Origin of the sequence: Zhouia amylolytica (genome assembly GCF_900116365.1) — a bacterium.
GTDB lineage: Bacteria > Bacteroidota > Bacteroidia > Flavobacteriales > Flavobacteriaceae > Zhouia > Zhouia amylolytica.
Genome location: NZ_FPAG01000001.1, coordinates 428,358 through 450,747, shown reverse-complemented (window position 1 = coordinate 450,747; position 22,390 = coordinate 428,358). Strand labels below are relative to the sequence as shown.

At 36.0% G+C, this 22,390-nt stretch carries 21 protein-coding genes; 16 read left to right on the top strand and 5 right to left on the bottom strand.

Annotation, left to right across the window (positions count from 1 at the left end):
- The first annotated feature begins 3 nt into the window (after positions 1-3).
- From BM361_RS01945 to BM361_RS01910, 8 genes are all read left to right on the top strand, one after another.
- Positions 4-1,050, top strand: a complete 1,047-nt coding sequence (locus BM361_RS01945) for a sensor histidine kinase (RefSeq protein WP_074976536.1) — start codon at positions 4-6, stop codon at positions 1,048-1,050.
- The gene (locus tag BM361_RS01940) at positions 1,043-1,819 is read left to right on the top strand and encodes a LytR/AlgR family response regulator transcription factor (RefSeq protein ID WP_074976535.1); all 777 of its coding nucleotides are present in this window, start codon (positions 1,043-1,045) and stop codon (positions 1,817-1,819) included. Before BM361_RS01945 ends, BM361_RS01940 begins: the two co-directional genes overlap by 8 nt.
- A 78-nt stretch (positions 1,820-1,897) precedes the next feature.
- Positions 1,898-2,368: a hypothetical protein gene (locus tag BM361_RS01935; RefSeq protein ID WP_074976533.1), complete on the top strand. Its 471-nt coding sequence runs from the start codon at positions 1,898-1,900 to the stop codon at positions 2,366-2,368.
- 90 nt (positions 2,369-2,458) lie between these two features.
- The gene (locus tag BM361_RS01930; RefSeq protein WP_074976532.1) at positions 2,459-3,484 is read left to right on the top strand and encodes a carboxypeptidase-like regulatory domain-containing protein; all 1,026 of its coding nucleotides are present in this window, start codon (positions 2,459-2,461) and stop codon (positions 3,482-3,484) included.
- A 144-nt stretch (positions 3,485-3,628) separates the two neighbouring features.
- Positions 3,629-5,989, top strand: coding sequence for an alpha/beta fold hydrolase (locus tag BM361_RS01925; protein ID WP_074976530.1), 2,361 nt, complete (start codon positions 3,629-3,631; stop codon positions 5,987-5,989).
- A gap of 164 nt (positions 5,990-6,153) precedes the next feature.
- Positions 6,154-7,698, top strand: a complete 1,545-nt coding sequence (locus tag BM361_RS01920) for an arylsulfatase (protein ID WP_074976528.1) — start codon at positions 6,154-6,156, stop codon at positions 7,696-7,698.
- A 36-nt stretch (positions 7,699-7,734) separates the two neighbouring features.
- Positions 7,735-8,244 (top strand): O-acetyl-ADP-ribose deacetylase, encoded by a 510-nt coding sequence (locus BM361_RS01915; protein ID WP_074976527.1) that lies wholly within the window; start codon positions 7,735-7,737, stop codon positions 8,242-8,244.
- A 202-nt stretch (positions 8,245-8,446) separates the two neighbouring features.
- Complete coding sequence (locus BM361_RS01910; RefSeq protein ID WP_139226581.1) at positions 8,447-8,866, top strand: hypothetical protein; 420 nt, start codon at positions 8,447-8,449, stop codon at positions 8,864-8,866.
- A gap of 198 nt (positions 8,867-9,064) precedes the next feature.
- Here the strand turns inward: BM361_RS01910 and trpS are convergent, their stop codons facing one another.
- Positions 9,065-10,036: a tryptophan--tRNA ligase gene (trpS, locus tag BM361_RS01905; protein WP_038268376.1), complete on the bottom strand. Its 972-nt coding sequence runs from the start codon at positions 10,034-10,036 to the stop codon at positions 9,065-9,067.
- A gap of 76 nt (positions 10,037-10,112) precedes the next feature.
- Between trpS and BM361_RS01900 the strand changes: the two genes are divergently transcribed.
- On the top strand, positions 10,113-10,847 hold the full coding sequence (locus BM361_RS01900; RefSeq protein ID WP_038268379.1) for a lysophospholipid acyltransferase family protein: 735 nt from the start codon (positions 10,113-10,115) through the stop codon (positions 10,845-10,847).
- 40 nt (positions 10,848-10,887) lie between these two features.
- Positions 10,888-11,403 (top strand): DUF3124 domain-containing protein, encoded by a 516-nt coding sequence (locus BM361_RS01895; RefSeq protein ID WP_074976715.1) that lies wholly within the window; start codon positions 10,888-10,890, stop codon positions 11,401-11,403.
- Between the two features lie 169 nt (positions 11,404-11,572).
- Here BM361_RS01895 and BM361_RS01885 read toward each other — a convergent pair whose 3' ends face one another.
- The 4 genes from BM361_RS01885 to recA all read right to left on the bottom strand — a co-directional run bounded on the left by BM361_RS01885 (position 11,573) and on the right by recA (position 15,151).
- A complete protein-coding gene (locus BM361_RS01885; RefSeq protein ID WP_074976523.1) occupies positions 11,573-13,006 on the bottom strand; it encodes an outer membrane beta-barrel protein in 1,434 nt (477 codons plus the stop codon).
- A gap of 9 nt (positions 13,007-13,015) precedes the next feature.
- Positions 13,016-13,552: an RNA polymerase sigma factor gene (locus BM361_RS01880; RefSeq protein WP_038268391.1), complete on the bottom strand. Its 537-nt coding sequence runs from the start codon at positions 13,550-13,552 to the stop codon at positions 13,016-13,018.
- A 45-nt stretch (positions 13,553-13,597) separates the two neighbouring features.
- Positions 13,598-14,041 (bottom strand): hypothetical protein, encoded by a 444-nt coding sequence (locus BM361_RS01875; RefSeq protein WP_038268394.1) that lies wholly within the window; start codon positions 14,039-14,041, stop codon positions 13,598-13,600.
- 102 nt (positions 14,042-14,143) lie between these two features.
- Positions 14,144-15,151 (bottom strand): recombinase RecA, encoded by a 1,008-nt coding sequence (gene recA, locus BM361_RS01870; RefSeq protein WP_038268397.1) that lies wholly within the window; start codon positions 15,149-15,151, stop codon positions 14,144-14,146.
- A gap of 490 nt (positions 15,152-15,641) precedes the next feature.
- Between recA and BM361_RS01865 the strand changes: the two genes are divergently transcribed.
- From BM361_RS01865 to BM361_RS01840, 6 genes are all read left to right on the top strand, one after another.
- A complete protein-coding gene (locus BM361_RS01865) occupies positions 15,642-16,883 on the top strand; it encodes a peptidase U32 family protein (RefSeq protein ID WP_038268667.1) in 1,242 nt (413 codons plus the stop codon).
- Complete coding sequence (locus BM361_RS01860) at positions 16,883-17,113, top strand: ferredoxin (RefSeq protein ID WP_038268401.1); 231 nt, start codon at positions 16,883-16,885, stop codon at positions 17,111-17,113. Before BM361_RS01865 ends, BM361_RS01860 begins: the two co-directional genes overlap by 1 nt.
- Positions 17,114-17,239: 126 nt before the next feature.
- Positions 17,240-18,286: an oxygen-dependent tRNA uridine(34) hydroxylase TrhO gene (trhO, locus tag BM361_RS01855; RefSeq protein ID WP_038268403.1), complete on the top strand. Its 1,047-nt coding sequence runs from the start codon at positions 17,240-17,242 to the stop codon at positions 18,284-18,286.
- Positions 18,287-18,397: 111 nt separating this feature from the next.
- Positions 18,398-19,567, top strand: a complete 1,170-nt coding sequence (locus tag BM361_RS01850; protein ID WP_038268405.1) for a PSP1 domain-containing protein — start codon at positions 18,398-18,400, stop codon at positions 19,565-19,567.
- The gene (locus tag BM361_RS01845) at positions 19,560-20,045 is read left to right on the top strand and encodes a gliding motility lipoprotein GldH (RefSeq protein ID WP_038268408.1); all 486 of its coding nucleotides are present in this window, start codon (positions 19,560-19,562) and stop codon (positions 20,043-20,045) included. Before BM361_RS01850 ends, BM361_RS01845 begins: the two co-directional genes overlap by 8 nt.
- 1 nt (position 20,046) lies before the next feature.
- On the top strand, positions 20,047-22,377 hold the full coding sequence (locus tag BM361_RS01840) for a penicillin-binding protein 1A (protein ID WP_038268411.1): 2,331 nt from the start codon (positions 20,047-20,049) through the stop codon (positions 22,375-22,377).
- Positions 22,378-22,390: the final 13 nt, after the last annotated feature.

The window sequence follows — 22,390 nt, the reverse complement described above, 5'->3', positions numbered from 1 at the left end:
GTCATGAAAAAACTATTAAACTATCTGCAAATCTCTCCGGGTTTTATATTTTTTATTTTTTTGATGAGTTATTTGCTTGTCGTTGAATCACGAGTCAGAGCTGATGATAAATTGGCTGAAGTGTTTTTACCCGATGCCCCTATTGCACAGTTTCTTGCAGCTTTGTTTATTATATTTATAATACGAATATCAATAAATTATTTGGAGAGAAACCATGACGCTCCTCGTTTAAATTTTAAGTCATATTTAAAATATTTTGGTGTTTCCTTTCTTGTTTATTTGGCAATCTCAAACTTTCTTACTTTTATTGTAGCCTTACTATTTGAAACGGTTTCCAGAAATTTTAATAACTATACTATTACGGTTAATAATATTTCAAGAGGGGTGCAGTTTATCATGTTTGGTAGTATCTATTTGGCGACCTTATATTCCAGAGAAAACACCGAGTATAAACTCAAAATTGATAAGTATAGCCAAGCTCTGGATCATAATAGAATTAAAAATTTAAAGGCACAGTTAAACCCTCACTTCTTGTTCAATAGTTTAAACACCTTAGATCAGCTTATAGAAGAAGACAAAGAAGAAGCGAGTAACTTTTTAAACAGGTTTGCCGATCTTTACCGATATTCATTAGAAACGTTAGAAAAGGACTTGATTCATCTCGAGGAGGAGTTGAACTTTGTGAAAGACTATTTCGAAATCTTAAATATGAAGTATGTTAACTGTTATAAAATGAATATTATTACAAATAACAACCTGGAAAATAGTTTAATTCCTCCATTCGCGTTACAGCTTTTGGTAGAAAATGCAATACAGCATAATCTTGGAACGGATACAGATCCTGTGAAAATTATAATTCGAATTTCAGATAAGATAAGTGTTCTTAATACCAGGGTGATGAAACTAAATAATAAATCAACAAACGGGAGGGCATTGAAAAATTTATCGGCTCAATTTAAGTTATTAAGTGGAAATGATATTCAAATTAAGGAAACCAGTGATAGTTATGAAGTAATTCTTCCCCTGATAAATCTAGAAACAAATGCATAAAATATTAATTGTTGAAGATGAGGTACCAGCAAAAAAGAAACTAATTAGATTTATTGATGAAATTTGTTCTGATTATCAAATTGTCGGGGAGATTCCAACCGTAAAGGATGCTATGTTCTTTTTCAGTTCTCCAAGAGAAATTGATGTTATTTTCTCAGATATTGAATTAAGAGACGGAAATATTTTTGGTGTGTACAAAGAGCTTAGTGTTCCTTGTCCGATAATTTTCGTTACTGCCTATAATAAATTTTTGATGGAGGCTTTTGAAACAAATGGAATAGCTTATCTATTAAAACCATACTCTAAAGATCGATTTTCTAAAGCTTGGGAAAAATTTTTAAAACTGAAAGATCAATCTCAAAAAAATTATCAAGATGTAATAAATACGCTAAATGAATTACTTCTTAAAAGGCAGGCAGGTTTTACCGGATATAAGGAAATGTTTCCAATTAGATCCGCAAGAGGAATTTACTTCTTGAAGGTGGCGGAAATTGTTTATTTTAAAGCAGAGGATGGTTTGGTTTTTGCTTTCGATCACATAAATAAAAAGCATAAAATGTCGCATCGTACATTAAAAGAAGTTATAGAATTGCTGGATCCAGATTTGTTTTTTAGCATTAACAGAGGAGAATTAATACATCGTAAATATATAGAGCGAATTGAAAGGTATGATAAAAACACACTTTTAGTAAATTTAAATAAAGGGATGTTTAAATTAAAAACAAGTCAGCAAAAGACGGCTACTTTTAATCAATGGATAGGGTTGTAAAAGGTTGTATTTCAGTTGTTGTACTGTCTCTTCACGCAACCTTTTAACCTAAAAGGGATCTTATAGAAAACTTTAAAAATGAATAAATTAATCACCACAATTATTATTGGCCTTATTGTATGCGCGTGTTCTTCAGATAACTCAGATTGTTGCACGGTGATCGATATAGGAATGGATATAAAGTATGTTAATCAGGCAGGAGAAAATCTATTTGATATAGAAAATGGATTGGATATTGAAGAAATAAAAGTGTATTATAAAATTGATAATGAATGGGAACTTCATTACAGCTATAATTTAGATTCACCTAAAGGAATTAGTTTGATTCAACGCGGAGAAGAAACTTACCTACGATTAACCCCAAGCATTGATATTGTTACCGATGGTTATTCAGAAACTAAAATTGAGCTTTCTTCAGAAGAATCGGATGTCATAAGAACAATGATAGACAAGAGCCAGCCAAATGTTATTGTAACCAAAGTTTGGTACAATAATGATTTGAAATGGGAAGCATATGAAGATGAGCGTATGTTCGAGGTGGTGAAATAATTAGCTGATGTTTATTGTATTCTTTTGGTTATCTTGCACTTGATACGACTTCCATAAGTGTATCTCATCAATCATTAAACAATCAATCATATGTTAGCTAAAAAATGTTTTTTTAGACTGCTGATACTGTGTGTTATTCCTGTTATCAGTTCAACTGCACAAAATAATCAAAACGAAATCAAAGGTGTAGTCTTAAGCGCTAAAGATTCTATCCCACTTATTGGAGTTTCTGTTTATTTCGATGGAACAAGTATAGGAGTATCTACTGATCAGAAAGGAAGGTTTGAATTAAATTTTGAGGCGGGTATTAATTCTCCCATGGTAATAAGTTATGTCGGCTATGAACCTGTTATAGTAGATAATTATGCTACCTATAAAGGATTGGTTCCTGTAATTTATTTGCATGAAAAACCGGAAGAATTAGAGGCCGTTTATTTGGAGGATGACCCGTGGACAAGGAAAAAGAAATTAGCGGTATTTCGAAGGGAATTTTTGGGGAAAACTGAAGCCACAATTCACTGTAAGATAAAAAATGAAGAGGTGTTGAAACTGAGATACTTCCCATCTTCTCAAACCCTCATAGCTTATGCCGATAGTCCTTTGATCATAGAAAATAAATATTTGGGGTATAAGGTATATTATACGCTTCAGGAATTTGAAGCAGAATTCATAACAAACCTTCAAGGTCTTAGGTTAACAAATAGAGTTTATTATGAAGGGGTATGTTTTTTTAATGAATTACGAAAAAAAGCCTCGAAGAAGATTATAAAGAACCGAAACATTAGTTATTTAGGTTCAAGTTTGCATTTTATGAGATCTTTAGCAGCGCATAATCTTGAAGAGAATGGTTTCAAAATTTTTTATAATAGTTGGCAAGTTCCTGCTTATAAATATTTTGAAATGAAAAAGACCACTGATTTTACCAAAGTAACCCTTTTGGTAGACCAGGTGAGTGTCTTGTACCAAGATTTTGAGCAATCGGAATTCATGACTAAAGACTCTTTTTTTATAGACACTTTTGGTAATCACAGTCCGCCTAATGTAATAATATTTGGAGGGCATATTTCCATGAGTGGTGTTTCGGAGCTATTACCATTAGATTATGGAATCCACTAGGATGCATGCGTATAGTTTTTGAAATTACTTATAAATACAGGAATTGTTTGCTTTGAAAGTTTTTAAAGGAGCATTCTGGTGGGAGTGTATAAAAACCATTAAATTGCCCCATTCTAATTTTTTTACCAAAAAACCATAAAATCCATGAAGCATTCTTCTTTATTTCTGTTTCTCTGTGTAATAGTGTTGTTTAATGCACAAAGTCAGAATCAGTCCCAACTTACAATAGATCAGGTTATGAAAGGTGAAGATTTTGTGGGATACTTACCGACAAGAATAGAATGGAAAGATGATAGTGAACGTATATATTTCAGTTGGAATCCTGATAATGATACAATTCGATCAACCTATGGCGTTGATCTTCGATCAAAAAAAATTGAGAAACTGACGTTTGATGAGCTTAAATTAAAATCAAATTCCGGTCATTATTCAAGCGATTTTAAATGGAAAGTTTATGAAAAAGGAGGAGATCTTTTTTTAAAAAATTTGGATAATTATACCGTTAAACGTATAACCAATACGCTGTCATGGGAATCAAACCCTCAGTTTTCGGGGGATCAAAAATTCATTGTGTTCTATAAGGATAATAACATTTTCGCGTGGAGCATTAAAAATGGTACTACCAGACAGTTAACTGATTTTAAAAAAGGGAATGATAAAAAAGAACCCGAACTAAGTGAGCAGGATCAGTGGTTGGAAAACGATCAGTTAGCTCATTTTGATATTCTTAAAAAAAGGAAAAATGAAAGCGATGCTGGGGAATACAGGCGCGATCAAACCAAATTCGACCGACCGGAGTCTATTTATTTTGGTAGTAAACGATTAAGGATAGGAGGTATTTCCCCAGATCTGAACTATGTTGTCTATCATTTATACACATCGCCAAACGATAAAAAGACCATTGTTCCAAATTTTGTAACACAAAATGGTTATACTACAGATTTACACTCAAGAAGTAAGGTGGGAAGTCCACAAGCTACTTCAGAGACTTGGATTTATAATTTGAAATCCGGAAAATACTATCAAATTAAAACGGATGAAATTGAAGGAATTTTTGATAAGCCATTTTATTTAAAAGAGTATGCTGAGGATGCTCAAAACTATAAGGAAGTGTTTGATGCTCCCCGAAAAGTATCTATAAGTTCCCCGGTTTTTTCAGATGATGGAAAAGCCGTTGTTAATATTACCTCTGCAGATTATAAAGATCGTTGGATCATGCTTTTAGATCTTTCAGATGGAAAGTTAAAGCTTATTGATCGACAACATGATGATGCCTGGATAGGAGGTCCTGGCGTAGGATGGTTTTCAAGACCGGAATTAGGTTGGATTGATAATTCCAATATATGGTTCCAATCAGAAAAAACAGGGTATTCTCATTTATATAAAGCGAATGTAAATACGGGTGAAATAATTGCGTTAACAAAGGGTGAATTTGAGATACTCGATGTAAGCATATCCAGGAATAAGAAAACATTCTACATAACGAGTAATAGGGTAAGTCCTCATGAGCATCATTTTTATCATTTGCCTGTAAAAGGGGGAGAAATGGTTAAGATTACCTCTAGAAAAGGCGGACATGAGGTTACTTTGTCGCCGGATGAAAAGCAGTTGGCAATTCGCTATTCATATACCAATAAACCTTGGGAGCTATATGTGATGCCTAATAAACCAGGTGCGAAGATGGTACAATTAACAAAATCTACCACTGAGGATTTTGAAGCCTACGATTGGATGGATTCAGAAATCATTTATTTTACAGCCAGAGATGGTGTTAAAGTACCGGCCACGCTATATAAACCTGCAGCTCATAAAAAGAATGGAGCCGCCGTTATCTTTGTTCACGGTGCGGGTTATACCCAAAACGTACATTATTGGTGGCCATCTTATTACCGTGAATATATGTTTCATAATTTTCTTGCCGATAATGGGTATACAGTTTTAGCAATAGATTATAGGGCCAGTGAAGGATATGGTCGTGATTGGCGTACCGCAATTTATCGTCACATGGGAGGTAAAGATCTCGAAGATCAATTAGATGGAGCAAAATACCTGATAGAAAAGCAGAGTATCGATAAAGATCGATTAGGAATTTATGGAGGTTCTTATGGAGGCTTTATGACTTTAATGGCTATGTTTAAAGCCCCTGACGCCTTTAAAAGTGGTGCAGCGTTGCGTTCAGTTACTGACTGGGCTCATTATAATCATGGATATACAGCCAATATATTAAATACCCCTGTAGAAGACCCTGTGGCGTATAAACGAAGTTCTCCTATTTATTTTGCCGATGGATTGAAAGGTGAATTGTTGATGCTTCACGGAATGGTTGATCGGAATGTTCAGTTTCAGGATGTAGTAAGATTGTCTCAACGTTTAATTGAATTGAAAAAAGAAAATTGGGACCTTGCTGTTTTTCCTATGGAAGATCATGGTTTTATAGAAGCTTCAAGTTGGTCGGATGAATATCGTCGAATATATAACTTGTTTGAAAACACTCTTAATAGATAAGTACATGTTCATCGACCTACTATTTCTATTGAAGTGTGCCCATTTTTATATGAGTTGAACGTATAATTGATTTACGTCAAACTCAATTTCAACTGGTCGGTTTAGACGAGGAGTTGGTGCTATTTATGTTATATTGCCCCTTTAAATCAATAGAAAAAGAAAGTATGAGAGTTTTGATTGCTTTTGTTAGCTGTGTTTTACTAGTGTTTGTCTCATGTGTTAAGAATGAGAAAAAAGAGAATAAAAGACCTAATATAATATTAATTTATGCTGATGATCTCGGAATCGGTTTGTTGGGTCATGAGGGTCAGGAGATAATAAAAACTCCAAATATAGACCGATTAGCCTCAGAAGGAATCCGATTTACCAATGCTTATTCTAATATGTTGTGTGCTCCGGCACGTGCTTCATTGATTACGGGTTTACATGATTGTCATAAAAATGGGTTTCAAGTTACTGGCGGTGGAGCCTATAAGTATGTTCATACAGAAAAGGCTAGTTTAGAGGAGGTCGATAAACGACTGAATGAAGCGTTGGATCCTATTCCGGAAAATCAGGTCTTTTTGGGGCAGGTAGCGAAAGAATCAGGATATAAAACTGCTCAATTTGGTAAGCTTGAATGGGGATTTTCTGCCACTGACCACCAGATGAAGCGACATGGTTGGGATTATTATTTAGGGTATTTAGATCATGTAAGAGCTCATGGGTTTTATCCGCCATTTTTATTTGAAAATGGAGCCATTAAAATGTATGAAGGGAATACTTTAATTAATGCAGGTAAAACGGGAGAGCCCGAAACAGAGGCTATCTACAAGGAGCGTTGGAATATGGAAGGTAAGGAGGTATATTCCCAAGATATTTTTATGGAAGGGATTCTCAGTTTTCTCGAATCGAATAGCGATCAGCCTTTCTTCTTGTACTTTCCGACACAATTGCCGCATGGTCCGGTAGCGATTCCCGAAGTCCATGCTGATTTTATAAATGACGACCGTTTAACGCCTATAGAAAAAGAGTATGCCTCTATGGTTAAATTGTTGGACGATAATGTTGGGCAAATAATGGATAAGCTTGTGGATTTAGGTATTGATGATAACACCTTGATAATTTTTACGGCCGATAACGGCCATGAAATCTATTATGCCCAGGAAGGAAGAGTTACTAAACCTTATTCAAATATTAAAACAGGAGAACGTTTCGATGATCTTGGAAGAAAATATTACAGTGATTTAGCGGGAGATATTTTTGATGGAAATGGTGGTAGAGCAGGAATGAAAAGAAGTAATTTACAGGGAGGGATTAATGTCCCCTTAATCATGAGATGGCCGGATAAAATTAATGAAAATATAACTAGCGATAGGTTAATTGCAAGTTATGACCTTTTACCAACAATAGCTGAAATAGTGGGGTATAATAAACCAATAGAGGTAGATGGGGTGTCGTATTTTAAGGAGATATTTGGGGATGACAATGTTGAAGAACATGAATATGTGGTTTATTCTTCGTTTACAGGACCGACCCTTATCACCAAAGATGGTTGGAAAATTAGGACACATTTAAGGAAGAACGCTTTCGAATTATTTTACCTTCCGGAAGATTTTAAGGAAGAAAAAGACCTTTCTGAACAATATCCCGAAAAGTTTAAAGCACTTAAAGAAATGATGCTCTTGGCATGCGACGGGGATTTTAAAAATGGTTTATATGGGGGGTAAAATTCACTAAATTTGTATATAACAAAGGTTAGTGAAATGAAATTTGAACTCCTTAAGGGGGATATTACAACACTCGAGGTTGATATTATTGTTAATGCAGCTAATAGTTCACTTTTAGGTGGAGGAGGAGTTGATGGTGCTATTCACAGGGCAGGTGGGCCATCCATCTTAAAAGAGTGTAAGGAAATAGTCGACGAACAAGGGAATTGCCCCACGGGAGAGGCTGTTATTACCAATGCTGGAAATCTTAAAGCTCTAAAAGTCATTCACACGGTTGGGCCAGTTTGGAAAGGAGGTCAATTTAAAGAAGCACAAGCTTTGGCTAATTGTTATTACAACAGCTTGAAGCTTGCTGAAATAGCTGAGGTGTCATCTATTGCCTTTCCTAATATAAGTACAGGGGTTTACGGATATCCTAAACAGCAGGCTGCCGAGGTTGCTGTAAAAACAGTGTATGGCTTTGTTTTTAACCATGTTAAAAAAGTTGTATTCGTGTGCTATGACGACCAGAACTATAACATTTATTCATCTTTGCTATTCCAATAGTTGTACATTCTGTCATTGGATGAGTAAACTTTTTCCTATTTTTACCATTAATACTCGAAAGTGAATTTTTAACCCCAAAATCATGAAACTAATTTAGGGTGTCATTATTTCAAATTACTTCAAGGAAATAATTGATGCTTTTGTTAGTTCCTGAATGTGTTCAAATGTTTTGGACCATCAGGAGATTAAAAAATTTAAAAAAATGAAAAAAATCTTAACATTACTCGTGTGCGTTTTATTAATTTCTGCCTGTTCCTCAGATGATGATGGCGAATCCTGGGCAATAGAGAATGTCGATATTGCCTTTAATATTATCTCATCTGATAACAGCCGGGTCTCTGATATTTCATGTGCAATCGAAGGTAAAGGTATTATCGTAGGTGATCAATCCTATAGTAATGAACATTTACCATATTCAAAGGCTTTTACCGACCAGAATGTGGCTTCTGAAACCGTAATGGAATTGAGTTTTAAAGATGATACTAGTGCCGACGGTACTATTTTTGAACCTTATGGTATAACGATGTATATTACTTTAGATGGAGAAACAGTTGCCAGGAAAGAGGTAACGATCAGTGAAGAGGGAATGCTTGAACAATTGAATTATGTTATAAATTTTTAGCGTATAACAAAGTATAAATAATACAAAAACTGTCTCAAATGATTAAACTAGAAGCTTAGCAAAAAATCAATTGAGACAGTCTTCGTTTATATTGCATCGCATTTTACATCGATGCGTTGGCACTTAATTTAGTTTGTAGTTCATTCATATATTAAAAATCATCAGGATTATAAAGATGATTATATATGACATAGAGTTTTAGTATCCCAAAGTTTCTCTAACTCTGTTAAGGGTGGCATTCGCTACGCCTGCAGCTTTTTTAGCACCTATAGCCAGAGCCTCATCAATTTCTTGAAGATTCTCCATATAATAGTTGAACTTTTCACGAGTCTCGCCAAAACGATCCAGAATTAATTCATATAAGGCTTGCTTGGCATGTCCATATCCATAATTGCCACCTAAATAATTAGCCCTCATTTGCTCAACCTGTGCTGTAGTTCCTAAAATTTTGTATAAGGCAAATACATTACAGGTGTCAGGGTCCTTGGGCTCTTCAAGAGGAGTGCTATCCGTTGCTATTCCCATAATTTGTTTACGTAACTTCTTGTCCGGAAGAAAAATATTAATAATGTTTCCTCTTGACTTACTCATCTTTCCGCCATCGGTTCCAGGGACATACATTGACTCTTCTCGAACTTTGCCTTCAGGCAATACAAATATCTCCTTTTCCATTTTACTATGAATACGCGAAGCAACATCCCTGGTGATTTCCAGGTGTTGTAACTGATCCTTTCCTACAGGTACAATCTCGGCATCATATAATAAGATATCCGCAGCCATAAGCATTGGGTAAGTGAACAGGCCTGCGTTAACATCCTCAAGACGATCTGCTTTATCTTTAAAAGAGTGTGCAAGTGTCAGGCGCTGAAATGGAAAAAAGCAACTTAAGTACCAGGTGAGTTCAGCTGTTTGGGGTACATCACTTTGACGGTAAAAAACTACTCTATTAATATCTAACCCACATGCTAACCAAGTCGCCGCTACGGCATAGGTATTGTTTCTGAGTGTTTCCGCATCTTTGATTTGGGTAAGTGAGTGCATATTGGCAATAAAAAGAAAAGAGTCATTTTCTTTTTGTTGAGCCATCTCAATAGCTGGTAAAATTGCTCCTAAAATATTTCCTAAATGTGGAGTACCGGTACTTTGAATTCCTGTTAATATTCTCGCCATCTTATATATTTTCAACGAAGCACAAAGGTAAAAGGTTTGTGTTAAACTACCTGACAAATTATGTATTTTTGGGACCATGATCGTACTACTTAAGAAATTTTTGATTTTAGTGTGGCGCATATGGTTCTATGTGCTTGTAGCAGTACCAATTATTATAATGTTTCCTGTACTATTGGTGCTGTCCTCTTCAGACAGATTATACCCGCAGTTTTTTTGGGTAGCAAGAAATGTATGGGCAAATATTATCCTGTATGGTATGGGGTTTATTCCGCGAATCGATCGTCAGCAGAAAATGGAAAAAGGTAAGAGTTATATGTTAATTGCTAATCATACCAGCATGACAGATATAATGCTTATGTTGAAAGCGTCTCCTAATCCATTTGTTTTTGTGGGAAAAAAAGAATTGGTGAAGATTCCTGTGTTTGGCTTTTTCTATAAAAGGGTCTGTATAATGGTTGACAGGAATAGTGCAGGGAGTCGAACAGCGGTGTATAAAAGAGCCCAAAAAAGGTTACATCAAGGATTGAGTGTTTGTATTTTTCCGGAAGGTGGAGTTCCTGATGAGGATATCTTATTGGATAAGTTTAAAGATGGAGCTTTTCGTCTAGCAATTCAGCATCGGATTCCAATTGTACCTATGGTCTTTTATGATAATAAAAGACGCTTTCCATATGATTTTTTTGAAGGAAGTTTAGGGCTGATGCGGGTTAAGAAGTTACGATTTATAGAAACAAATGGACATGCTACTATCGATAAAAATCATATCAGAGAGAAGTGCTGGAGTGTAATTCATGATGAATTATCCAGATAAAGATTCGTTTTTTATATCTTTATTCATTAAGCATCTAATTATGAGGAGTAGCTTTATTATATTATGGGTCTTTTTGGTCTTATGTGCTTGCACTGAAACGAAACAGATTAGTTCTGTCAATTCGGAGAGTTGGAAGCAGCGTAGTGTATCTTTAGAAGGAAAAGATAGTCTTTTATATGGAAAAACATATTTACCTGTATATTCAGAAATATATAGTTTTTCCGAATCACAAACTACCTTTTTAACGGTAACTGTTAGTTTGAGGAATATTGATATGGATAGTCCTGTTTATATAACTTCAGCGGACTATTACGATACTCATGGAGATCTGATAAGGAATTATTTTAAAGAACCAATTGCTTTAAATCCTATAGAAACAGTTGAAATCATTGTAGATGAAGAAGATGATTTGGGAGGTGTCGGAGGTAATTTTATATTTGAATGGGCAATAGACGATGATGCCGTAAATGAGCCATTATTTGAAGCGGTCATGATATCAATGAAGGGGCAACAAGGCTTGTCTTTTACAACCCAGGGAAGAAAATTAAAAAAGTAATTGCAGTAGCATAGTAAAATGAGCTTCATTTTTCATGATAACGATATTTAATACTTTTCCGACCAATAAAATGAAGCTTAGCTTGTCACATAAAATAAAAAACGCCCCAACCACGAGGCGTTTTTTGAGGCATATTATTGCTTTTGAGCAATAAATAAAACCTAACCAACTAAAACCTAAAACTAAAACCTGTATAAACACCTAGTGTATATGGCTTAAAGCCATTGTTTCCACTAGAAAATGTATTCAATTGATATTTAAACATGGGTTCCATGTTAATGAGGAACCTGTCTGAAAAATTATAATCAAAACCTATGCCAAAATTGGTGCTGAAATTAGTGCTGTTAAGATTTGTGGCTTCTCCCATTCTAGTTTTCAGACCATCAATGGTCTCTAAGGTGATGTTGTTGTGCGTTAGGAATAATGAGCTCATACCACCTATAAGGTTGATGCCGAATTTATCATCTAAAATTCGATACTTCAATTCTAATGGAACCTCTATATACCCTAGCTGTTGATTCATGGCTCCATCATATATAATGTTACTTTCCGCAGGTGTTTCTGCGATAGTAGCTAAGGTTCCTTTATTTAGGTCGTTACTCACCATGAGCCTTGATGATTCGTTTGAGAATGCTACATTTGTAATCACTTCCGCATTAAAACTGGAAGGAGAAAATTCAACATTATTAGTATTATAGCCCATGGCGACCTTATTGACTCCAGAACGCACGCTAAGTTTATCATTAATTTGATAAGCTAAATTAAGGCCATAGCTCATATTTATGTTGCCCGATTTGTTGTTGCCGTCAAATTGAGAATGTATCGGGGAACCGCCGGATAAAGTACTGTAATAAACGGGAGCTACCGTAGGGTTTAAACTCCATTTATTTGGTTTCTTGTTTACGGCTAATTCTTTTTCTTTTTCAATAGCATCAAAAATTGATATTTTCCCATCACGAGAATTCTTTGCGGCAACAACCTCTTCTTCTTTTAATGAATTTAGTAGTGTACTACGGTTGGTGAGGGAGTTGTCTTGCTGTACTCCTATTTTACTGTTTTTATCAAGTGGATTATTTGATTCGTTTTGCGCAATTGATAAACCGCCTTTTTTGTTGTTAGCTAAAGATTCATAATTCTTTTGCTTGCTGCTTTCTGAGTATGCTTTACTGTTAATTTGGGTGGCTGTATCTGTATTTCTTTGCTTTGAACTTACAGTGCTGGCACTAGTTATGGTGGCGCTTTTGTCTTTTTTAGGGTTGGAGGATGTGTTTATTTGGTTTTTATTGGGGTTTGCTTCTACAACAGCCTCATCCTTGTTTTCAGGGTTACTGAATGACGGGTTGGAATTTTCTTTTATGCTGTTAGTTACCTCAATGGAGTTTGTTGAAGTATCATTGTCAATTAGGTTGTAACCAATCGAAAATAATATAGCGAGTCCTGCGGCAATACCTCCAAACTTCCACCAGAAAGGAATCACCTTTCGATCTTTCTTTTTAGTCTCGAGTTGGGCTTCAATAGTATTCCATAAGTCTTTTGAAGGCGAGGCCTCAAAATCTTTGAACTTTTCTTGAAACAATCGATCTATATTTCTTTTATCGCTCATTCTTTATATTCAATTCACCTTTTTTTTTAAATGATCCAGTTCTATTCTTTCCTTAAGAGATGCCCGGGCCCTGGCTAAATTTGATTTAGATGTGCCCTCGGTTATTTTTAGCATACTGGAAATCTCTTTATGAGAATACCCATCTAGTACATACAAACTAAAAGTAATTCGATAACGGTCCGGGAGTTCTTGAATTATTGATAATAAGTAATCCAGACTGATGTCGTTATCTTCCACCTCAATACTTTCATTCTCGTCGGGTACTTCATTTATAATATCAAAAACACCGTCACTTCTGTATTTTTGAAGTGAAGTGTTGATAGTTATTCGTTTTAACCAGCCTTCAAAGGAACCTTTATAGCTATATTGGTCTATTTTGTTAAAAATAGTCACAAAACTATCTTGAAGATTATCCTGCGCCTGAGCTTCATTACGTGAGTATTTTAGACATAATGAATATAGCTTATTACAAAATAATCTGTATAGCTGTTCTTGTGCCTTCCGGTCACGACGTTTGCATTGGTCTATGAGTTCTTCTAAACTCAAATATCGAGGTGTTATATATTTTGTTAATAAAGATTTACTGTTTCATTAAGGCTTTATTGCTGTTGTTTGCTCTTCCTCAACAGGAATTTCTACTATAATATACTCATCTTGTTGAGTTTCTTCGTTAATTCCTGTCCAAAATCTAAAAGTATAGGTGCCCTTAAACCTCACCTCAAATGGCAGAATCTTTGTTTCAAACGTAATACCTTCAGTACAGGCTCTATCGTCATAAACAGAAGCAACTGCAGTTACTGTTCTTTCTAAGTTTCCACTATGAACATAATCGAAACCTTGAAATACATAGCATGATGACGGCTTTTCATAAGTTATGTTGAAATCATAAGTTTCACCATACACAAAGCTTTCAGGTAAATCTACCTCAGTAATCGACATGGCTTCGAAATGAAAGTTAGATTCATCATCATCTAAGGAACATGAAGTTAAAACCAACGCAGTAAAGGTAAAAACCAAAAACTTAATCTTTTTCATCTTTTGTAAACAACTAGTTTAAATTAATCTTTTATTTATAGATGATAGTTGTTTGAAAAGGTTGCGTTTTGAGCAAAAAAAAATCCCGAGGTAATCGGGATTTTAATTTTGAAGAGTTTTTAAGGCTTCTCGTATTTTTTGTTCCAGTTCTTCCATTAGTTCAGGATTATCCTGTAGTAAAGATTTAACAGCATCTCTTCCCTGGCCTAATTTGGTGTCACCATAGCTGAACCATGAACCACTTTTCTTTACGATTTCGTATTCTACTCCCATATCGAGAATCTCACCTACTCTAGAGATCCCTTCACCGAACATGATGTCGAATTCCGCTGATCTAAATGGAGGAGCAACTTTATTTTTAACTACTTTCACTCGGGTTTTATGTCCTGATGCGTCTCCATCATTTCCTTTTATTTGAGTCGAACGTCTTATATCTAATCGAACAGAAGCGTAGAATTTAAGAGCATTACCTCCAGTAGTGGTCTCTGGATTACCAAACATTACACCAATCTTCTCCCGTAACTGGTTAATGAATATAACCGTACATTTCGTTTTACTGATGGTAGAAGTTAGTTTTCTTAAAGCCTGAGACATTAATCGGGCATGGAGTCCCATTTTAGAATCTCCCATTTCTCCTTCAATTTCGCTTTTAGGAGTAAGAGCAGCAACTGAGTCGATAATAACAATATCAATAGCTCCGGAACGAATTAAATTGTCGGCTATTTCTAGAGCTTGCTCTCCATGGTCAGGCTGAGATATAATAAGGTTGTCAATGTCTACACCTAGTTTTTCTGCATAAAACCTGTCAAAAGCATGCTCTGCATCAATGAAAGCAGCAATACCTCCCGCTTTTTGAGCTTCGGCAATTGCATGGAGTGTTAATGTTGTTTTACCAGAAGATTCTGGTCCAAATATCTCAATAACTCTTCCTCGCGGATAACCACCAACACCTAAGGCAATGTCAAGGGCAAGGGATCCTGTTTGTATAGCTTCAACTTCTTCAACTGCACTATCTCCCATCTTCATAACAGCACCTTTCCCGTATGCTTTATCTAGCTTGTCTAGGGTTAGTTTCAGTGCTTTTAATTTCGCTTCTTTATCTGAACTCATGATTGTGTTTTTCTGTGAATTAATGAATCGTGCTAAAATACTATTTTCTTTTTATACCTATAAATATTTAACTTGAATTATCGGTAAAGAGTATTCAAGTTGAATAAATTTAGAATGTAGCCTGTAAGTGCTTAGCTTTCAGTTTTAAATTAACGATTAATATTACGCAGTTTGTAAAAACATTAACATGTTTTGCCATTCTTTTAACCTTTGTTTTTCTTATCTTTATAATAGGCTGAGTGAGTTAAGATTAAATCAGTTAAAATTATAAAAAACAGGTGTTAGGTGGTGTTGTTTTCTACGACTAAGTCTTTGTAAAATATTAACCGGTCAGGTTGCTTTTAAGGCTAAGATGTTTGATGGTTAGGTAAGATGGTTTTATTGTAACAGGCCGGTTGTGAAAAGCGCTTCATGTATATGAGGCGCTTTTTGTTTCTAAATGATTATCTTTGCCGCGCAAAATGATAGTAAGATTTTAATAATCAACAAAATGACTGATTCTGGAAGGATTGAGCTAATGGCGCCTGCGGGGAACTTTGAATCGTTACAAGCCGCGATTGTAAACGGTGCTGATTCTGTTTATTTTGGAGTGGAGCAGTTGAATATGAGGGCGAGAGCCAGTATCAACTTTACACTTGATGATTTGCCTGAAATTGCACGACGTTGTAAGGAATATAGGGTTAGAACATATCTCACCTTAAACACGATTGTGTATGACCACGACCTTTCTATTATAAAAACTGTGTTAGATGCGGCTAAGCAGGCAGAGATTACTGCTGTAATAGCTATGGATCAGGCTGTTATTGCCTATGCCCGACAGATTAATCTGGAGGTGCACATATCTACACAAATAAACATAACCAACATCGAGACAGTTCGATTCTATGCTATGTTTGCTGATACAATGGTAATGAGTCGTGAGTTAAGTCTTCGACAGGTGAAAAAAATCACCGAACAAATAGAAAAAGAGCAAATCAAAGGGCCATCAGGAAATTTAGTGGAAATTGAGATTTTTGGTCATGGAGCTTTGTGTATGGCAGTTTCCGGTAAATGTTATTTGAGTTTGCATTCACATAATTCATCAGCTAATAGAGGGGCGTGTAAACAAAACTGTAGAAAGAAGTATACCGTAATTGATCAGGAAAGTGGTTTTGAGGTGGAGATTGATAATGAGTATATGATGTCTCCTAAAGACCTTTGTACTGTCGACTTTTTAGATCACGTAATCGATGCCGGAGCTAAAGTCCTGAAAATTGAAGGAAGAGGAAGAGCTCCAGAGTATGTGGCAACGGTTATTCGGACTTATAGGGAGGCTATTGACGCATATTACGAAGGTAATTACAGCAAAGAAAAAGTGTCGGATTGGATGGAGTCTTTACAGAAAGTATATAATCGTGGTTTTTGGAGTGGCTATTATTTAGGTCAGAAATTAGGCGAGTGGAGCGAAGGGCCAGGTTCACAGGCTACACAGAAGAAAGTGTATGTGGGTAAAGGAATGCATTATTTTCCTAAAGCCAATGTAGCTGAATTTAAGATTGAAGCCTATGATATTAAAGTTGGTGATAAACTCTTAATAACGGGGCCGACCACTGGAGTTGAAGAGTTTGAGTTGACCGAGATGATGGTTAATGATGAGAAATTGAACACTGCTAAAAAGGGTGATTCCTGTACGATACCTACAGGTTTCAGAGTTCGTTTATCAGACAAGTTATATAAAATAGTACAGGCTTAATGGTAGTAATTACATTGCAACGTGCAAAATGTATTGGGTGCAATTATTGTGTTGAAATGGCGCCGGGACAATTTCAAATGTCGAAAAAAGATGGAAAATCTGTATTGCTTCATGCTACAGAAAAAAAAGGGTTTTTCACATTAAAATCACATGATGATACCATTTTTGAAGAGTGCTCTGAAGCTCAAAAGGCCTGTCCGGTAAAGATTATCACTACCAAAAAAATATAGTGGGTGATTATCTTGAAAATTACCTCATAAAGTAATGGGGGATTTTTTAATTTTGAATTAGAAATTATAAAATAAATTAAGCTCACCTGGTGAGTAATTATTCTTTAACCTTAAAAATAGTATAGCATGCAACTGTACAATAATTTAAGTGCTGAAGAAAGAGCTGCTTTAATTGAAGAAGCAGGAAAAGATCGTTTAACAATCTCTTTCTACAAGTACGCCAAGATTGGAAATCCTGAAATTCTTAGAAATCATTTGTTTGTTACCTGGAATGAATTAGATGTTTTGGGTAGAATATATGTGGCAAACGAAGGTATTAATGCCCAATTGTCGGTTCCGGCAGATCACTTTCAAGCTTTTAAAAGCCATCTTGATACGATTTCATTTCTTGAAAATGTTAGACTTAATATAGCTGTCGAACAAGATAATTTTTCCTTTTTAAAATTGAAAGTGAAGGTGCGTGAAAAGATTGTTGCTGATGGTTTGAATGATCATACTTTCGATGTTACTGATATTGGTGTCCATGTCGATGCTGAAAAATTTAATGAACTAATAGAGGACCCTAACACTGTGTTGGTTGATATGAGAAACCACTATGAGAGTGAGATAGGGCATTTTAAAAATGCAGTTACTCCAGATGTGGATACATTTAGAGATTCTCTGCCAATTATTGAAGACGATCTCAGTGAGCATAAGGAAAATAAAAAACTCGTTATGTATTGTACCGGAGGAATTCGATGTGAAAAGGCAAGTGCTTATTTTAAACACAAAGGTTTCAAAGATGTTTACCAATTAGAAGGGGGAATCATTAATTATGTAAGACAGGTCGATGAGAAAGGTCTTGACAATAAATTTATAGGCAAAAATTTTGTTTTTGATGAGCGAAGGTCAGAGCGTATTTCGGAAGATGTTATTGCGCAGTGTCATCAATGTGGGAAACCATGCGACACTCATGTAAATTGCGCTAATGAGGCTTGTCATTTATTGTTTATACAGTGCGAGGAATGTGCTGTAAAAATGAATAATTGTTGTTCAGATAACTGTAAAGAAATAGCTGCTTTGCCCTATGAAGAGCAAAAAAGACTTAGAAGAGGACAATATAAAAGCAATGCTATCTTTAAAAAAGGACGTTCAGAAGTCTTAAAATTTAAGAAAAATGTTCCTGAAAGCTAGTTTTTGCTTCAGTTATAATTAATTGTATCTTTACAACATTGAGTAATTAATTATGAACCTTCCCTGTTAGCACTCATTTACTGAAAGTTAACAGGTCAACGATATAAAATTATGGGATGTAGCAGTTGTGCCACCGGTAAGGATGGGCTGCCACGCGGATGTAAGAACAATGGAACCTGCGGTACTGATGGTTGTAATAAACTTACCGTTTTTGACTGGTTGTCTAATATGGCGTTACCTGCAGGTGAAGAGCGATTCGATTGCGTAGAAGTTCGATTTAAAAATAGTAGAAAAGAATACTTTAGAAATCCAGATAATTTAACACTCTCTATTGGTGATGTTGTAGCTACAGAAGCTGCTCCAGGACATGATGTAGGTATTGTTACTCTTACCGGAGAATTGGTAAAGGTACAAATGAAGAAGAGAAAGGTTGATTGGAATGAGGAAACACTTCCTAAAGTATACCGTAAAGCTTCACAGAAAGATATAAATATCTGGCATGATTCGCGTGATAAAGAACCTGCCGTTCAAAAGAAATCCAGAGAGCTGGCATTAGCATTAGGACTTCAAATGAAACTTTCAGATGTAGAGTTTCAAGGCGATGGATCTAAAGCGACATTTTATTATACCGCCGAAGAACGTGTTGATTTTCGTCAGCTTATTAAGGATATGGCACGGGAGTTTGGAATTCGTATTGAGATGCGACAAATCGGGTATCGTCAGGAGGCGGCCAGATTGGGAGGAATTGGATCTTGCGGACGTGAATTGTGCTGTTCAACTTGGTTAACCGATTTCAGGTCGGTAAATACCGCTTCTGCCAGATATCAGCAATTATCACTTAATCCCCAAAAGCTTGCAGGGCAATGTGGTAAGTTAAAGTGTTGCCTGAACTATGAACTTGATGCATATCTTGATGCTTTAAAGGAGTTTCCGGAACAGGATGTTAAACTTAAAACGCAAAAAGGACTTGCCGCTTGTCAGAAAATAGACATATTCAAAGGGTTAATGTGGTTTTGTTATCTGGATGAACCTTCGGCCTGGCATAAGCTAACTGTTCAGCAGGTTAATGAAATTATTGATTTGAGTAAGAAGCGAAAACCAGTGGCTAGTTTAGAAGAATATGCAGCCGAACTTTTGGAAGACGATCAGAAGGACGCTACCTACGAAAATGTAGTAGGGCAAGATAGTCTTACACGTTTTGATAAGCCAAAAAAGGGACGCGGGAAAAAAAGGAAGAAACGACCAAGAAATAACAACAGAAAAAAATCGAAGAATGGCTAAGTTTTCTGCGTATTGTCTGGTGTTGTTTATTATGTTTTCTTGCGACTCAAAAAGCATTTACTCAGAGTATAAGTCAATAAGCAATAGTTGGGGAAAAGACGAAAAAATCACCTTTCAGTTCAAGGCGCCCGATTCAGTTCAACCATATAATATTTTTGTGAACCTCAGAAATAATGAGGAATATAAGTACAGTAACTTGTTTTTAATTGTAAATCTTGATTTTCCAGACAATGAAACAATTACAGATACGTTAGAATATATGATGGCTGAGCCCAATGGTGAATGGCTGGGAAAAGGTTTTAGTTCTTTAAAGGAAAGTAAACTTTGGTACAAAGAGAATGTGGTTTTTCCTCGAAATGGAGAATATAAGATTACCGTAGAACAGGCAATGAGAAAGGTTGGATCTGTCGAAGGGATTCAGGAATTAGATGGAATTACGGATATTGGGATTAAAATAGAAAAAGCAAATAAAGAATAACATGGCAAAGAAGTCTGTTGCTAAAAAGAAAAAGGGGAATACAGGTTTCCTTAAATTTATTAAGTGGTTTTGGTTGTTGTTTGCAAGCGGTGTTGCAGCAGGAGTACTAGTGTTTTTGTTAGCATCTTGGGGAGTTTTTGGAAAACTTCCAACATTTGAAGTCTTAGAAAATCCGCAAACAGATCTTGCCTCTGAAATTGTCTCATCTGATGGTGAGACCTTGGGAAAATTTTATATTGATGCCAATAGAACACCTGTAAGTTTTAGTGAATTGCCAGACCATCTGGTGAAAGCTTTGATAGCAACAGAAGATGAACGTTATTACGACCATTCCGGGATAGATGCAAGAGGTACCTTAAGAGCTGTTGCATATATGGGGAGTAAGGGTGGTGCCAGTACCATTACACAGCAATTGGCTAAACTTTTATTTACAGAAAGGGCCTCAAGTAATATTGTAGCTAGGGTTATTCAAAAGGTTAAAGAATGGGTGATTGCAGTGCGTCTGGAAAAGCAATATACCAAAGAGGAGATTATAGCCATGTATCTCAATCAGTATGATTTCGGTTATAATGGAGACGGGATTCGCTCCGCTGCAAGAATTTATTTCGGGAAAGAACCTCAAAACCTGAGCATTCAAGAATCTGCTATGTTGGTAGGTATGCTAAAGAATTCTTCTCTTTATAATCCTTTTCGAAGAGAAAAACTGACCTTGGACAGACGAAATACAGTGTTAAGTCAAATGGAGAAAAACGATTTTCTTTCAGAAGAGTTAAAAGATTCTCTCCAGCAGCTACCATTGGAAATAGACTTCCATCCGGAATCCCATAGAGAAGGGATCGCCACTTATTTTAGAGAGTACTTAAGAGATTGGTTGAAAAAATGGGCTGAAGACCCTAAAAACTTTAAACCGGATGGGGAAAAGTATAATATATATTTAGATGGACTTAAAATATACACCACCATCGATTCTAGAATGCAGGCATATGCAGAAGAAGCTGTAAATGAGCACATGCCGCGTTTGCAAGCTGAATTTTTTCATCAAAATACCCCTGATAGAAATCCAACAGCACCATTTTTAGGACTTACAAATGATGAAATTGATAACCTTTTGGAGCGCTCAATAAAGCAATCTGAACGTTGGAGACATATGAAATATGACCTGAAAAAAAATGATAAAGAAATCAGGGACTCTTTTGATAAGGAAATTGAGATGACGGTTTTTAGTTGGGAAGGTGAAATAGACACCTTAATGACACCTCTAGACTCAATTCGTTATTATAAGAAATTCCTGCGTACAGGAATGATGTCTATGGAGCCTCAGACCGGTCATGTTAAAGCATGGGTTGGAGGAATCGATTACAGGCATTTCCAGTACGATCAGGTAAAGCAAGGTTCGCGCCAGGTAGGATCCACGTTTAAACCCTTTGTTTATGCTGCAGCTATAGATCAATTACATGTGTCGCCTTGCGATTCATTACCGGATGTTCAGTTTTGTATAGAGAAAGATAAATATGGAAATCCTGAGCCGTGGTGTCCGAAAAATGCTGATGGTAAGTTTACGGGAGAAATGATGTCGTTAAAAGATGGCTTGGCAAACTCAGTAAACTCTTTAACCGCAAGATTAATGGATAAGGTTGGGCCTCAGCCTGTGGTTAATATGGTAAAAAAGCTAGGCGTTGAAGCAGAGATTTTACCAGTACCGTCTATAGGGTTAGGAACCCCGGATATTTCAGTGTATGAAATGGTAGGCGCCTATGGAACTTTTGCCAATCAGGGGGTATACGTAAAACCGGTGATGGTAACTCGTATTGAAGATAAGAACGGTACGGTGTTATACGAGTATGTGCCGGAAACTCGGGATGTAGTTAGTGATGAAGTTGCTTATACCACTGTAAAACTTATGGAAGGGGTAACTCAAGGTGGGTCAGGAACCCGTCTTAGACATAAATGGGCTAGTACAGCTGTTTATAAAGAGATCATAACGGGTTATCCATATGAATTCAACAATCCGATTGCTGGTAAAACCGGAACAACTGATAATCAAAGTGATGGTTGGTTTATGGGGATGGTGCCTAATCTTGTAACAGGTGTATGGGTAGGTGCTGAAGATCGTGCAGCTCACTTTGCTAGTATTACCTATGGTCAGGGAGCGAGTATGGCACTTCCTATTTGGGCACTATACATGAGGAAGTGTTACAATAATGAGGATCTAGGAGTTTCTAAAGAGGCTTTTCAGGAACCTGAGGAGCTTACCATTAGAGTAGATTGTGATAAACCTGTGGAGGAAGAAGATAAGCCTGTTGAAGCGGAAGAGGTTGAAATAGACTTTTAATTAAGGGTAGCAC

Coding starts and splice junctions, on each gene's coding strand:
- BM361_RS01860 (WP_038268401.1), top strand. CDS start 16,883: ATGGTAGTAATTACATTGCAACGTGCAAAATGTATTGGGTGCAATTAT.
- BM361_RS01935 (WP_074976533.1), top strand. CDS start 1,898: ATGAATAAATTAATCACCACAATTATTATTGGCCTTATTGTATGCGCG.
- BM361_RS01850 (WP_038268405.1), top strand. CDS start 18,398: ATGGGATGTAGCAGTTGTGCCACCGGTAAGGATGGGCTGCCACGCGGA.
- BM361_RS01900 (WP_038268379.1), top strand. CDS start 10,113: ATGATCGTACTACTTAAGAAATTTTTGATTTTAGTGTGGCGCATATGG.
- BM361_RS01865 (WP_038268667.1), top strand. CDS start 15,642: ATGACTGATTCTGGAAGGATTGAGCTAATGGCGCCTGCGGGGAACTTT.
- BM361_RS01915 (WP_074976527.1), top strand. CDS start 7,735: ATGAAATTTGAACTCCTTAAGGGGGATATTACAACACTCGAGGTTGAT.
- BM361_RS01920 (WP_074976528.1), top strand. CDS start 6,154: ATGAGAGTTTTGATTGCTTTTGTTAGCTGTGTTTTACTAGTGTTTGTC.
- BM361_RS01840 (WP_038268411.1), top strand. CDS start 20,047: ATGGCAAAGAAGTCTGTTGCTAAAAAGAAAAAGGGGAATACAGGTTTC.
- BM361_RS01910 (WP_139226581.1), top strand. CDS start 8,447: ATGAAAAAAATCTTAACATTACTCGTGTGCGTTTTATTAATTTCTGCC.
- BM361_RS01885 (WP_074976523.1), bottom strand. CDS start 13,006: ATGAGCGATAAAAGAAATATAGATCGATTGTTTCAAGAAAAGTTCAAA.
- BM361_RS01940 (WP_074976535.1), top strand. CDS start 1,043: ATGCATAAAATATTAATTGTTGAAGATGAGGTACCAGCAAAAAAGAAA.
- BM361_RS01895 (WP_074976715.1), top strand. CDS start 10,888: ATGAGGAGTAGCTTTATTATATTATGGGTCTTTTTGGTCTTATGTGCT.
- trhO (WP_038268403.1), top strand. CDS start 17,240: ATGCAACTGTACAATAATTTAAGTGCTGAAGAAAGAGCTGCTTTAATT.
- BM361_RS01945 (WP_074976536.1), top strand. CDS start 4: ATGAAAAAACTATTAAACTATCTGCAAATCTCTCCGGGTTTTATATTT.
- BM361_RS01930 (WP_074976532.1), top strand. CDS start 2,459: ATGTTAGCTAAAAAATGTTTTTTTAGACTGCTGATACTGTGTGTTATT.
- trpS (WP_038268376.1), bottom strand. CDS start 10,036: ATGGCGAGAATATTAACAGGAATTCAAAGTACCGGTACTCCACATTTA.
- BM361_RS01845 (WP_038268408.1), top strand. CDS start 19,560: ATGGCTAAGTTTTCTGCGTATTGTCTGGTGTTGTTTATTATGTTTTCT.
- BM361_RS01925 (WP_074976530.1), top strand. CDS start 3,629: ATGAAGCATTCTTCTTTATTTCTGTTTCTCTGTGTAATAGTGTTGTTT.
- BM361_RS01875 (WP_038268394.1), bottom strand. CDS start 14,041: ATGAAAAAGATTAAGTTTTTGGTTTTTACCTTTACTGCGTTGGTTTTA.
- recA (WP_038268397.1), bottom strand. CDS start 15,151: ATGAGTTCAGATAAAGAAGCGAAATTAAAAGCACTGAAACTAACCCTA.